We start from the raw sequence: 14,238 nt of genomic DNA, 5'->3' as shown, positions 1-14,238 counted from the left end.
TCTACGCCGTATAACAGTAAAACCAGTAATAAGCTGTAGCCGTACGGAATGAGAAACAACGAAAGCAAAACGTATCGCGCGCTATTTCTGGCTGTTCTTCAGCAGCGTTGCGGTGTTGATCGCCTCGATCAACTGGACGCGATTAACCCGCGGGCTATAGGTATCCAGCAGGCGCTGCCAAATCGTAATTGCGCGTGCATAGTCCGCTTTCAGGAACGCGTCTGACGCCAGCAGCATCAGCGCTGTCACTTCATTGGCATCCAGCGCCAGCGCTTTATCGACCATCTCCTGCATAGGCGGCGTGACGGCCTGGCCCGCCTGGTAATACAGCACCGTCGCCAGCGCCGAATACAGCTCCGCGCTGTCACCCTTCAATACAATCGCCTGCCGATAAGCGCGCAGCGCGTTGTCATAGGCGTTGCGGTAAAGATAATATTCACCCAGTTCAGCCCAGAGGACGCTGTTACCCGGCGTTTTGCGAATACGGTCCTGCAAGGTAGCCAGCTGCTTTTCCTGCTGCTGCGCGGCGCTAAAATCGTGTAGCGGATCGGCCAATCGCTGGCGTTCTGCCTGAACAAGCGCACCGCGCTGGCTTAGCATGTAGAACGTCGTACTGGCCAACAGGATAGCGATGAGCGCGACCGCAACGGCGATAACAGGCATCGGGCGCGATGCAGAAACTGAAGGTGACGCTAACGGCAGGTCATGAGACAGCTCGCGCCCTAGCATTCTGGCTTCATGTTCAGAAAGGGACTTCCCTGCCTGCTCGCACTGAAAATGCCAGATGCGATCCGCTAAACGCGGTAGCTTGTCCTCTCCCTCCGTCTTGCGTTGGGGCAACAGCGGCCACAACAGTCCGGCAGCCAGAGCAACACTCTCGGCAACGATGAACACGATATTTAACAGATTTAGGGTTAACAGGTTCATTGGCTCGCCCCACGGTTCTGTCGCCGTATCACCCGCCACGCGATAACGGCAATCGCTAACAGCAAAAACAGCGGCGTGAGCCAGAGAATGCCCGTTTGCATTTTCATCGGCGGGTTGTACTGAACAAAATCACCATAGCGCTGATTCATAAACGCAATGATTTCTGACTTGTCCTTGCCCTGCTCCACCATAGAGAAGACCTCATGGCGCATGCTGACCGCCACGGGCGAATTCGATTCCAGCAGGCTCTGGTTCTGACATTGTGGGCAGCGTAATTCGCCGGCAATCGCCATCGCTTCCTGCCGCTGTGCCTGACTGGAAAACGCCCAGGTATCCACCACCTGAGCCTGCACAGAAAAAGCCAGCAACATAAGAAGAAACGCAATGTGTTTAGTCATAGGCTTTTCTTCCTCTGAACCACCCCAGCAGTGCGCCCGCGACCATCAACAGGCCGCCGCCCCATACCCAGCGAACACCGGTTTGTACATAGAACCGCATGGCATAGCGGTTTTCGCCGGTTTTCTCACCCATCACGGCATACCATTCTCTGATCGGCCCCCAGGCAATACCCGGTTCAACCATCTGCTGCTTGCGTGCGTTGTAATAACGACGTTCCGGCATGACGCGGGCGATCGGCGAGTCGCCACGATAAATCGCAATCACGGCTTGCTCTGCGGTGTAATTCTGCGCCGCCACTAAATCCAGCTGTAAAAAGCGGAAATGGTAGTCGCCTAGCGAGACCTGTTCCCCTTGACCGACATTGGCACTGATTTCCTGCTTGCTGCCCGCAGAGAACACAATCCCCAAGGCAAACAGCGCCACGCCCGTATGTGCCAGCAGTGCAGGAAGCTGGTGGCGTATCGCGGACAGCGGCTGTAACCACTGCGCGGCCATCACCCAGCCGATCACCCCCGCAGCCAAAGCGACGGCGACCCCATACGGCCACAGGATCAGCGCGGTGACGACACCGACCACCAGCGTGATGCCTAAGCGCCGGACAGGCCACCGTGCACTGCGTTTCCAATAGCCTCCCGCCGCAGCCCCGATGAGCAGCAGCATCAAGCCCCCGAAGGGCAAGAGCACACGATTAAAATAGGGCGCACCTACGGAGATCTTTCCCCACCCCGCTAACCCATAGATCATCGGGTAAAGCGTGCCAAGCAGTACCACCAGCGCGACGGCGCTGAATAACAGCAGCACCAGCAGTAGCGCGATTTCCCGCGACCAGCCGGAGAAGCGGGCAGCGGAGCGGACAAGCTGAGCGCGCCAGCCGTAAACCGCCAGCGCCGCCATACTTAAGCAGGCAAACAGAATAAATAAAGGCACCGCGCGGTCATGTTCGAGGGCGAAGGCATGGACGGAAACCAATATCCCGGAGCGCACGATCAGCGTGCCCAGCAAACATAAAATGAACGTCAGCAATGCCAATATGAGCGACCAGTGACGGAAGATGCCGCGCATGCGGGTAACCGACAGGCTGTGAAGCAATGCACTGGCCGTTAACCAAGGGAGCAGCGAGGCATTTTCTACCGGATCCCAGAACCACCATCCTCCCCAACCGAGTTCGTTATAGGCCCACCACGATCCCAGGATGATCCCCAGCGTTAACAGGCTCCATGCAGGCAGCGTCCAGCGCCAGCAGATCCAGGCAGCAGGCGCCGTAAACTCACCGTGGATCAGAGCCGCTAACGCCAGCGCCGCACTCACGGTTAATCCGCCATAGCCCATATAGAGCAGCGGCGGATGGAGGATGAGGCCAATGTGTTGCAGCATAGGGTTGAGATCCCTCCCCGACACTGCAGGCGGGAAGAGACGCACAAAGGGATCGGAGAAAAAGACAATGAAGACCAGCAGCGCGGTCGCTATCACGGCCAGTACCGCCAGCGTCAGCGGGAACAGGTCGCTCGTCGCCTTACGGTAGCGGAAGGCGAACGCAGCGCTCCAGCCGGTTAAACATAACAGCCACAGCAGTAGCGATCCTTCATGTCCGCCCCAGACCGCGGCAATCTTTAGCCCTAGCGGTAAATCACGGTGGCTATGCTGAGCGACGTAATTAACAGAAAAATCATCCTGCACCACGCTCAGCGTCAACGCGACAAACGCGAATAGCACAAGGCCAAACAGCACCAACGTCCAGCACCGCGCCAGTCGGTATGTACCCGACCAGCGCAGGGTGTAGCCTGAAAATGTTAGCAACGCTGTCGCCACACCGACGCAAACCGCCAGCAACAGCGCCACATACCCACATTCTGGCAATAACAACATCAACAGGCCTCTTGCTGGGAATTAGACAACGGTTAACTGCCCCGCATAGAGGATAAAAAAGCGCAGTAGCAGGACACCCACCAGACTCATGCCACACACCGCCAGCACACCATAAGGTGAATGCAACCGGCTAGCCCATGACTTGAGCAGCAAGGGAATGACTAATCCAATCCCGACAACGCCCAGCCAGAACCATACGGCCCAGAATCCCCCAGCCAGTGCGGCCACCAGCGCGCGCTGCTTCCCATCGTCCCCTAAGGCCAAGCCGATAAAGAACGCGAACAGCAAGAAGATCTCCAGCCACACGACCGGTGTTTCAACGCGGTGTACAAAGTGCGCTTCTTCGCTATGCGGATTATTACGATAGCGGCAGGCCATGGCGATCAACGCTACCGCGGCACCAGAGGACACCCCTGAAAACAGGAACAACGCCGGTAAGATCGGGTTATTCAGCAGCGGATAAGTCTTCAGCGCGGACAGTAAAAATCCGGTGTAAGCCCCTAACATCACCGCCAGCAGCAACATCACGATATCCAGCGATTTCTGCAGCGGCGCCAGCCAGCCGAGCACTTTGGGAACGAGCGTCAGCTTCGGTAGCCAGCGCTGTTGCAGCACGATAACCTGCTCGCTAAAAATATTGGCGAGCCAGACGGCCAGCGCCGCCATGTATACCTGAAACAGCATGACCCCGACCGACATCACCGAGGTAAAGCTGTAATGGAACATGAGCTTCCAGAACGTCCAGGGGCGCGTCAGGTGGAAGATCAGAATCAGCAATCCAAAAATGATGGTGCACGGCGCGAGAATCAGCGTGGTGCGCATAAGCGTACTGTCGGCGGTTGCCTGTTCAGGATGGTAGCGCCGCAGTAGAGCCGACAGCGTCACCAGCCCCGCAGAAATGCCCACCAGAAACAGGTAAATCGCAATCGGCCAATCCCAGACCAACGAATCAAAATGGAATGCGCTTGAAGACACGGGCGTCATTGATGAACCTCCCCGTATTTAAACGGTACGCGATAAACCTTAGGACGAGTGCCGAGCGCGATTTTGTAGCGATACGTCGGCTGTTGACGAAGCAGGCGGGAAATCTCGCTGTCAGGGTCGTCAAGGTTACCGAACGTCAGCGCGTTGGTCGGACAAGACAACACACAGGCAGGCAGTTTTCCGGCTTTCAGGTTGGTCTTGCGGCAAAAATCGCACTTATCCGACGTTTTCGTCTTCGGATGAATAAAGCGCACCTGATAAGGGCAGGCAGCAATACAGTATTGGCACCCTACGCACAGATCGGGATTCACATCCACAATGCCGTTTGCTGCATCGCGATACGACGCCCCGGTAGGACACACGTCAACACAAGGCGCATGATCACAGTGCTGGCAGGAATGACGGAAAAAACGGTATTTCACGTCCGGGAACGTCCCTATCGGTTCGCTGCGAATGATCGTCAGGCGCGATACGCCCTCCGGCACCTGATTGACCTCACGACAGGCATCCATGCACGCCGTACAGCCGATACAGAGCGATTCATCGTGGATCATGCCGTAGCGGACGCCGTTGATACTCAGCGTCTGTGCGACAACCTGCCCCGCCGTGCTGGTGAGGGCAATCAGCCCTCCCATACGGGCAAGAAATTGACGACGAGAGCAACTCATGGCTGCCTCTTATTACCCAGATGCACTGAGGCTGGGTTAAAATCGGGGTTATTACGCTGGTCGCTGTGGCAATCCACACACAGTTTGATGCGGCTCTTGTCGTTCAGCGTCTGCATACTATCCTGCGCGGGGTGCAGTTGATGACAGCTGGCACACGCTACTTTCGTCACATGCACATCGTGTGGCCAGAACGCTTTCTGCAACTGTTCCGGCGCATGGCATGACATACAGACGCCGTTTTGTTCTTCCACCTTGTACATCGGGAAGTTAAAACGCATGACATCTTTCACGCCTTCGCGGTGCAGCAGCGACGGCTTGCCGTGACAGTTAGTACAGGTCAGCTGTTTTTGATTATGCGGGTTGATGGCGGAAGCATGTTTCCCCTGCATGCCATCCTCTTCCGGTTTATGACACTGTAGACAAGCCTCATCAGGATTGCGCTGTGGCATAACCTCCCACCGCTCTCCTTTTTCCGCCTGAGGTGCGGGCTGCGTCAGCCCTGGCAATGCCCAAAGCATGCCTGATACCAGCACCCCGGCAGTCAATAACGAACGTAATACGCTCATATCCACTCCACTTTATGATCGCCCGCGTCCACGGGCGATGAGGGGTTATTAGTTCAGTCGTCCTGCTTTACGCGCTTGCTCATCCCACTGCGGCACTACCGTATTCAGGAAATCCTGTTTTTCGGCTTTGATTTGCTGCATGTTGAGCCCAATCGCCTGCTGCGCTTTTTCTTTCGTTGAGATATCCGGCAGCTTGACTTCGCCTGTCACGCCTTTTTGTGCCAATAGGCGCACCAGTTTGGTTCTCGCCTCAGCGGATTTACTCAGTGACGTGCCGAGCATCCGTAAGCCTTCATCTGGCGCATGCATGTGAATACCGTGAGAGGCAACCGCCAGATCCCAACGCCACTGAGCATGGCGGATATCCATCAGAATCGGCTGCATTTCTGCTTCAGTTGCACCGGCATCCCAGGCCGCCTTGGCCTCAAAATGCGCATGAACCAGCTGTTCTTCCGCTTTCAGTTTTAATTCATGAATAGCCGTTTTACGTTCGGCGACAACCGCCTGCATCGCCGCTTTATCCTGCGTGTGGCAATTGGTACAGGTTTCGCCGTAATTATCGAAGGGGTTACCAATCTTGTGATCGGTGTACAGCTTGCCGTCTGCGTTTTTCACTTTCGGCATATGACAGTCGATACAGGTCACGTTGTTTTTACCGTGGATACCGACGCTCCAGGTTTCATATTCTGGATGTTGGGCTTTCAGCATCGGTGCGCGGGAAAGGGTGTTGGTCCAGTCGGAGAAAGAAATGGCGTCATAGTATTTTTCCATGTCTTCGACTTTCGTGCCGTTATCCCATGGAAATTTCACCGCTTTGTCTTTACCAGAAAAATAATACTCAACGTGGCATTGTCCACAGACCATAGACTGCTGGCCGAACCGACTGGCTTGATCAAACGGCTTACCAATCGCTTCCATCGCACGTTCCGCATAGGGGCGAGACAGCGTCAGCGCCGGTTTGCCCTGAGCAAAATCCGGCGACGCGGTATCATGGCAGTCTGCACAGCCGAGATCGTTAGTAATCTCCGGCCCGCCTCGCGCCCACTTACCTTTGAAGTAACCGTCCTCGCCCTCCTGCTGGATCAATCGTGCCACATCAGGGCTTTTACAGCTCCAGCACGCCATTGGCAAAGGGCCATCTTCTGCCGTTTTCGGTGCGCCGGTACGCAGCGTTTCACGCACATCTGTTATTGCGTAAGCGTGGCCGCGCGGCTTGTTATAGTCCCTGGAGAAGGGGTAACCCGCCCAGAGGATCACCATATAGGGATCTTCTGCCAGCGCATCATGACGTTCTGACTGTTCGCTGGTGGCCTTCCACGAGTTGAACTGATCGGGGTGTTGAGCGGTGAAGACTGAATTTCTTGCCTCTATCGGAGCGGGAGGCGATGACACCGGAGCATCAGCGGAATAGGCGGGCATCATGAGAAAAAGACTGGCTACCATGCCCCACAGATAGGAGATTGACGTGCTTATCCTGACCATGCGTTTGTGTCCAATTTAAGCCGCCTACTGGCGGTCATTTTAGTTATCTATTTGACAGAAACCACAACAACTGTCGTGACATTACTCGCCGTATGAATAACAAAAAGATGCATTCAAAATATTGTTTTTGATCAAAGGTAAAGAAAAGTAATGAATCGTATCGAAAAGTTCTTGATGCCAGTCCCAATCGCGGCGGAAAGACTCAACAAAATAGGTGCAGGAACTTAAAAATTGCGAAATGAAACATCAGGGTATAGGTCACAAACGCCGGGATGAGATGCCATATCGTCATCTCACCCAGGGTATTTTCTGATAACACACGGTCTTTATCGGTAGAAAAAACTCAGTAAATAGATAATCAAAATTTAAGTAGTAAACGCACCTGTAGATGTGTCCTTAATCTAATGGCGATCGTCTAAGGCTCGAGATGCTTTGCAGGCACGGAGTGTCATCCGCGAGAACGTCATATCCCGGTACGTCTTAACTTCACAATTTAGTAAACACTCTTTATCCTTCAGCCAATTTATTTTCCCTCGCCATCAGAGAAAGCGGACATGCGATGACGCTGCCCGCAGTACGAAGACGCTATTTAAAAAGTTTCTGAACAAATTCACTGTAGGCCGGTCGCCAGACATCCATTTCATGGCCGAGATTCGGATAATGGCGGTAGTCAAAACGGATATTCTTCTGCTCCAGTGTCGTTTTCAGCCCTGCAATATCCTTACCGGTGATGTTGTCGGTTTCACCAATCACGACCGTAAAGTTATTCAGTTGCTGATTGATCTGCTCAGGCCGCGCAAGCTGTGCAGCAACAGCCGTGTTTGGTACCGTTTCGGTGGTAACACCGCTGAACGTTGCCAGCCAGCCGAAATGATCCAGATGGCTCATGCCAGATACCAGCGCCTGATAGCCGCCCTGAGACAGCCCGGCCAGCGCTCTGCCGTTCGCATCCTTACGGACGTTAAAACGTTTGCCGATTTCGGGGATAATGTCATGAATCAGCTCCCTGTCCGCCGCCAGCGCATTGCGCGGGTAGAACACCTTGCGGCGCTCCTGCGGTGGATATTCTTCCGGGATAATGCCGGGAACGTCCGTTTCCGTATCCGGAATGACGACCAGCATCGGCTCAATCTTTTTCTCCGCCAGTAGGTTATCCATTATCTGCGGTATCCGTCCTTGCACCACGGCCGATGCCCCCGTGTCGCCAAAGCCATGATAGAAGTAAAGCACCGGCAGCGGTTTTGACGACTCGCTATAGCCCGGCGGCGTCCAGACATACACCTGACGCTCAGATTTCAACGCGTTGGAATGATAGGTTAGCGTTCTTAGCTCACCATGTGGCACCTGACGCACATCCAGAATACTCCCCGGCACCAGAATCAGGCTGGTATTCACCTGACGCTGCGGTTTAGTCAACGCCGTACCGGTATCAATGGTGCGAAAACCGTCCACGCTAAAAAAATATTCATACAGGTTCGGTGCCAACGCTGACGTTTTGAACGACCACACGCCAGATTCATCTTTCGTCATCGCATGGGACACGATGCTATCGGGTGTCGAACCGGTAAAAACACTGACCTGTTTCGCCGTTGGCGCAAACAGGCGGAAGGTAATGCTGCTATCCGCGTTAACCGCCGTGACGTATTCACTCACGGGGACAGTTGCCGCAGGCATAACAGGAAAATCGGCAGGTAGCGCGAGTGCATTCACCGATACCAAAGAAAGTAAACATGCTAAATATTTCATTTTCATTCTTAGCTCCTTTCACTATCTGCACTTAACTGGAAAAGCAAAGTAATCTCTTCTATTCAGTAAGCACTGATTACCTGAGTTCTTAGTTTTACATACAGAAATTCATCAGATAGACGAGATAACTTAGAAGAAAAGATAGCCATATAATATGGCTATCTTTAAAGCACCTAGGTTAACAACCTATCGTGAGCGGATAATTATTTATCAGCCTTTTTATTCATCAGTTCTTTAACCATTTGGTCAGCCTTTTCGAATGAAGCAAAGACTTTTTCCCCTTCAGCATCTTTATTTACGGTTTCCGGGATGATTCCTGAATACTTGTCGCGAGGGTTATCACCACGTAGCCACTCATCAGGAAAGTCTGCCATTTTCTTACCTGTCTCTTGATAACGGAAAACTTGCCCTTCCTTTGTCCTTTGGTTGTAAGGGATAACGTTTCTGTTATCATGATCCTTCAGCTCCATATACAATTGCTTACGGAGAGCGATCTTCGTCTCAATCAGTTTTTTATCTTTAGAATCAATCAGGTTTTGTTTTTCATCCGGATCGTTCTTCATGTCATACAGCTCTTCCTTATCCCAAATCCCGTAGTACTGAATATATTTATATTCTGGTGTACGAATGGCAAATGTCGTCGGAGTATAAGGAAAATCGTATTCCCAGAAGTATTCATAGGCGAAATAGTCTTTGCGTTTTGCCTGTTTTTCTTTATCCGATTTTATATTCAGGAAGCTATTACCATCATAGTTCTTCGGCTTTTCCGCACCCGCTGCTTCCAGGAATGTCGGTGCAATATCAATATTGGCGACTAAATCTTCAACAACATCACCTTTGCCAAAACCAGGTCCTGATGCAATAAGTGGAACACGCATTGATGTTTCATAAGCACTACGCTTGTCGATCAATCCATGTTCGCCAAAGGTGAAGCCGTTATCCCCCATAACCATAACTATGGTATTTTTATCCAGTCCATTTTTCTTCAGCCATTCCTGAACACGGCCGACACTATCATCGACCGAGCGTAGCGTTTCATAATAATCACGCTGGAATTGCTGCATATCCATTTTCTTATTATAAGGATAATCTACACCATGCCAGCTATTACGCTGGTTTTTAACCCACATCGGTTTTCCTTCGTAATTTTCCGGTGTATCAGCATACGTCTCTGGCAGTGGGAAAGTGACTTTATCCATCGACCCTTTGTGTCTGATTGCCGGATAAAAATCAGAATGAACCCCTTTATGCGATAAATACATCATGAAAGGTTTTTTCTTATCAATACCGTCTAACCAGTTAACCGCGTAGTCGGTCAACTCGTCGGTAATGTATCCTTTTTGTGGAACCATTTTCCCATCAATATTCAGCTTTGCCTGTTCACCAAACATATTTATTGGGTAGTAGTCCCCTTGGCCCAATAACCCGACCCAACGGTCAAAACCAGCAAAACCAGCTTTAGCGGTGTAATCTGCGCCACCAAAGTGCCATTTGCCAAAGAAACCGGTTTGATAGCCACGCTCTTTCAATTTTTCTGGGAAATAATTCAGTTTTGACAAGTCTGTCGGATTGTTATCTGACACACCATGATTATGCACATACATCCCTGTCAAAATACTGGCGCGACTGGGTGAGCAAAGAGAGGTGGTAACAAACGCATTTTTAAACCAAGTACCATTTTTTGCAATTTCATCCATATGTGGCGTCTGGATGTTCTTATTGATAAAACCAAATGCGTCATACCGTTGATCGTCGAGTAAAATATAAACAATATTTGGACGTTGTGATTCGGCGTTGCTACCTGCTTTATTAGCCGTCGCATTGTCTGCTGCAAGCACCGAACCGCTTAGTGCCTGTAAACAACATAACGCAATTGCGCTACGTACAAAGGTATTCATAGTTAGCCCCTATTTCCCAGATGAAACTCAAAAAAAAACCTGACGCGGATTGAATATTATTCAACCCGCGTCAGGTCACGTTCATACAGCGTTACGCCCTGTTTACCTTCATAGGATGCCGCAAATTTTTCTTAATTCAATGTAACTGAAGCATATCTGTGAGTTCGATCACTTTCGCTGCTATAAATATTATCGCCAATAGCGGATGACCCAAAAATAACATATCCACCCGATGTATCCTGGCATAATTTTTATTTTTCTGTAACTATCAACCATGTAGCAATCATGAACCGTTATTGTGTGAACAGACTCTCACTCGCGGCCATAAATATTGATATGCATCATATTTTTGGTATGATGTTAATTAAGATCGTTACCAGTTATATTGGGCGAAACCTGGCAGGCGTTGGTTATAACCAAACCAACTTCTGCCAGGTTTTTTTATTTCCAGCCTCAAATATCACATTATGTAGAACGGCGTTTATGTGAGGGTAGTATGAGTATGAAAATACAGAATTTTCAATTGATGGCAAAACCTTCAGGTTCAGTATGTAACATTGACTGCTCGTATTGCTTTTATCTGGAGAAAGAGCACCTCTATCCAGAACGAAAAAGTCACTGGAAAATGGACAACACGACCCTAGAAAATTACGTCAGAAAAAATATCACGGGGCAAAAAGCAGATGTCGTTGATTTTCTCTGGCAAGGCGGAGAACCTACGCTGTTGGGTATCGATTTTTTCCGCGAAGCAGTTCGGCTACAAAATCTCTATCGCGGCAATAAACAAATAAATAACTACTTCCAAACCAATGGGACAAACATTAATGATGACTGGGCGCGCTTCTTAAAAGAGAACAACTTTCTGGTCGGTTTATCTATTGACGGCGATCGTATCAGTAATGATTCACATCGCCTGACACGGTCAGGAAAAAGTACCTTTGATGATGTGATAAAAGGTTTAGAAGCATTGCAACGCCGCCATGTCGAATTTAATACGTTAACCGTCGTCAATTCAGAAAATGTCAGACGTCCGCTCGACGTCTATCGCTTTTTAAAACGTATCGGCAGCCGCTATATGCAATTTATTCCATTGGTAGAGAGACGTGCTTCACAGCCCGATGCTAATGGGTTGACGCTGATTCAACCTGATTTTTCCGGCCAATGTAGCGTCGAATCCTGGTCCGTCCCGTCGACTGCCTGGGGACGTTTTCTTAATACCATTTTTGATGAATGGGTGCAGAAAGATCTTGGTACCGTTTTTGTTATGAATTTTGAGCAAACAATGGCAAAAATGACTGGTATGCCAAGCGCTTGCGTCATCAACGAAGTATGTGGCGGAAATTTGATTGTGGAATCGAACGGCGATATTTATTCCTGCGATCATTTCGTTTATCCAGAAAATAAACTGGGAAATGTGAACGATGATGATCTGCTGACACTCGTCAATTCCCCCCAGAATATCGCCTTCGGCGAAAAAAAATTGACCAACATCAGTAAAGACTGTCTCAATTGCCCAGTTAAACCAGTATGCAATGGCGGCTGCCCCAAGCATCGTTTCGAGTTATCCAGTGATGGTCGGCCAAATAAACATTATTTATGCAACGGCTTTTCCACTCATCTCACTCACGTATTGCCAAAAATGAAAACAATACTAGAAATGCTGAATCATCGTGCAACACCAACAAAAATGCGTAAAACAATAAAATCAATGCATTACTAATAAAAATAAATTCATAAAAAAACACAGTACTGACGTACTGTGTTTTTTATTACTTTAATGAACGATGTTAAAGGTAGTGAAACGTGTAAATTACCACCACACTTCGGCCTGAACGCCTACACTTAACTGGTCCTGCTTATCATCTCTAAATGTGAATTTATCTAATTCATTATCCAATACACGTAACCATGTACCATAGAAACGAATTTCTGGTCGAGATGACAACATACTGGTATCAACTTTAATGGTATGGAATAACGTTGTTTTGACGCCAGACTGCTTATAGTTAACACCCAGTTTGTCTTTATTGTTCTGATTAAAGTAACCTAGTTCAACGCCAGTCTGATTATAATTACTCCAAATATAAGCGGGACGAATTGCACCACTAATATTATTAAAGTCACTGTGCGCGCCAGTATAAGGGCTGTAAATATCGCTGCCTTGAGTATACACTAAAGCATTAGCCATGATGACATTATCAGCAAGATACATTTCTCCTTGGGAGATCAAGCGTAATGCCGTACCACTATGTTCGCCAGAATACGTTGGCAACGCTCCGTCTCCCGTAAAGGGGTTAGAGTTAGTGTAGCGCGATAGGTTGCTGGCAATTGAGTTATTCGCAACCTGGAGTGTAAATTCATTAAATCCTTTTGGATTCATTTTCTGGTTAAGGATCACACTCGCAAGGTAAGCATCTTTCAACTTGAAATATTCGCCACTTCTTTCGCCGCTTTTTTGAGAGTCACTTTTGTTTGCTGCCATATATTTAGCGGTAAATGTGAGATCGGCCTTATCCCAAAGTGGAATCTTCTTATAACGGACTTCTACTGTATTGGTATTCGCTTGCTTGGTTGTGTTATCTGACACTTTCCTGAGATTAAGATCTTCTCTTGTCAGAGCTACATCTAGTTTCCCTACACCCGCATTAATATTTTCGATACCAACACCCGCACCAACGCCAGAACGGTGGCTTTTCCAATCCAGCATTTGGATTTCATAAACAGGCAAACCATGTTTGCCCACCCAGAAATCTGCTTCTGGAAACGCGGGTAAGAATCCTTTCGTTGTGAGATAAAGATCTGAAAATTGAAGTCTATTTTCTGTTTGCGGCGATTCACCAAACCAGCCTGCGGAATATTGCTGTCCAACAACACCATCTAACTTAACTATCGCATGAGCGCTCTTGTCTCCTTGCTGATAAACCCGTTGTTTAAAAATAAAGTCAAACCAGCCATTATGTTCGTTACCAAATCGCCCTAACCCACCAGGCGCCCATCCTTCCGGTGAACCATTCGAGGCGGTCGCATAACCGGCCCGGAAATACCCTGAATAGGTAAAACCAATATCATCTTTAACGTACTTACTAATATCAGACAGCGTTAGCGATCTATTTTCCGGTACTGAGGAAGGTGTATTGGCCACTACCGCAGACGGTGTCTTATCCGATGTGTTGGGTTGGGATGCAGCAACAGACTGAACAACAATTCGTTCCTTTCCTGTTGGTTTATTAATATTTTCTTTTGCCGTTATTTGTTGCTGTTGGGCAATCGATTTATACTCTCTCAATTCTGCTTTCGTTGATTGCAGCTCTTTTTTATTATCGGCCAACTCTCTTTCTAGTAAAGCCAGCCGTTCCTCTACCGTTAATTTCGCTGCAATAGCGCTATTAGAAGCAATCGCTGAGGCAATCAACACAACTATCAACTTCAGAGATGTTTGTTTACGCATGTTCTATCCCAAGTCATTCTATGTGGAAAAACAAATACACCTACCACTAATTACAGGTACATTTTCGGTTATCATTTTTAGGTAAAATTTAGATTCTAATTTTAAAAAAACCATTACCTCCATCAATTAATCAGAACTACCATCTCTCCCTCTAAAAACATTCATTGAATAACTTTAAAATGACGTCCAGAGAAATAAATGACTTATCGACCTATTATTAATGATTAAAACGTTTGAGTAAGTGAAGTCCTTTT

11 protein-coding genes are annotated in these 14,238 nt (G+C 49.0%); 1 reads left to right on the top strand and 10 read right to left on the bottom strand.

The genetic code is table 11. The features are described from left to right. Positions 1-81: 81 nt before the first annotated feature. From nrfG to AB8809_RS10100, 9 genes are all read right to left on the bottom strand, one after another. Positions 82-927, bottom strand: a complete 846-nt coding sequence (nrfG, locus tag AB8809_RS10140; RefSeq protein ID WP_349856064.1) for a heme lyase NrfEFG subunit NrfG — start codon at positions 925-927, stop codon at positions 82-84. Next, entirely contained in the window at positions 924-1,325 is a 402-nt protein-coding gene (gene nrfF, locus AB8809_RS10135; protein WP_349856065.1) for a heme lyase NrfEFG subunit NrfF, read from the bottom strand. Before nrfF ends, nrfG begins: the two co-directional genes overlap by 4 nt. Further along, positions 1,318-3,192, bottom strand: coding sequence for a heme lyase CcmF/NrfE family subunit (locus tag AB8809_RS10130; protein ID WP_349856066.1), 1,875 nt, complete (start codon positions 3,190-3,192; stop codon positions 1,318-1,320). Before AB8809_RS10130 ends, nrfF begins: the two co-directional genes overlap by 8 nt. Before the next feature lie 21 nt (positions 3,193-3,213). After that, positions 3,214-4,176, bottom strand: coding sequence for a cytochrome c nitrite reductase subunit NrfD (gene nrfD, locus AB8809_RS10125; protein WP_225182417.1), 963 nt, complete (start codon positions 4,174-4,176; stop codon positions 3,214-3,216). Next, entirely contained in the window at positions 4,173-4,844 is a 672-nt protein-coding gene (nrfC, locus tag AB8809_RS10120; protein ID WP_349856067.1) for a cytochrome c nitrite reductase Fe-S protein, read from the bottom strand. The genes nrfD and nrfC overlap by 4 nt, the downstream gene beginning before the upstream one ends. After that, a complete protein-coding gene (gene nrfB / locus AB8809_RS10115; RefSeq protein WP_194430351.1) occupies positions 4,841-5,410 on the bottom strand; it encodes a cytochrome c nitrite reductase pentaheme subunit in 570 nt (189 codons plus the stop codon). Before nrfB ends, nrfC begins: the two co-directional genes overlap by 4 nt. A 48-nt stretch (positions 5,411-5,458) precedes the next feature. Then, positions 5,459-6,832, bottom strand: coding sequence for an ammonia-forming nitrite reductase cytochrome c552 subunit (nrfA, locus tag AB8809_RS10110; protein WP_043881940.1), 1,374 nt, complete (start codon positions 6,830-6,832; stop codon positions 5,459-5,461). 645 nt (positions 6,833-7,477) lie between these two features. Continuing rightward, positions 7,478-8,644 carry an alpha/beta hydrolase-fold protein gene (locus AB8809_RS10105; RefSeq protein ID WP_349856068.1) on the bottom strand — a complete coding sequence of 389 codons (1,167 nt, stop codon included), beginning with the start codon at positions 8,642-8,644 and terminating at the stop codon, positions 7,478-7,480. Positions 8,645-8,841: 197 nt separating this feature from the next. Continuing rightward, positions 8,842-10,536: a sulfatase gene (locus tag AB8809_RS10100; protein WP_349856069.1), complete on the bottom strand. Its 1,695-nt coding sequence runs from the start codon at positions 10,534-10,536 to the stop codon at positions 8,842-8,844. A gap of 502 nt (positions 10,537-11,038) precedes the next feature. Between AB8809_RS10100 and AB8809_RS10095 the strand changes: the two genes are divergently transcribed. Then, a complete protein-coding gene (locus AB8809_RS10095; protein WP_230458220.1) occupies positions 11,039-12,256 on the top strand; it encodes an anaerobic sulfatase maturase in 1,218 nt (405 codons plus the stop codon). Between the two features lie 90 nt (positions 12,257-12,346). Here AB8809_RS10095 and AB8809_RS10090 read toward each other — a convergent pair whose 3' ends face one another. Continuing rightward, entirely contained in the window at positions 12,347-13,984 is a 1,638-nt protein-coding gene (locus AB8809_RS10090; protein ID WP_349856070.1) for a carbohydrate porin, read from the bottom strand. Positions 13,985-14,238 lie beyond the last annotated feature (254 nt).

It is taken from the genome of Pectobacterium aroidearum (assembly GCF_041228105.1).
Classification (GTDB): domain Bacteria; phylum Pseudomonadota; class Gammaproteobacteria; order Enterobacterales; family Enterobacteriaceae; genus Pectobacterium; species Pectobacterium aroidearum.
The sequence above is the reverse complement of the archived record's forward strand: the minus strand, read 5'-3'. Positions and strand labels throughout refer to the sequence as shown.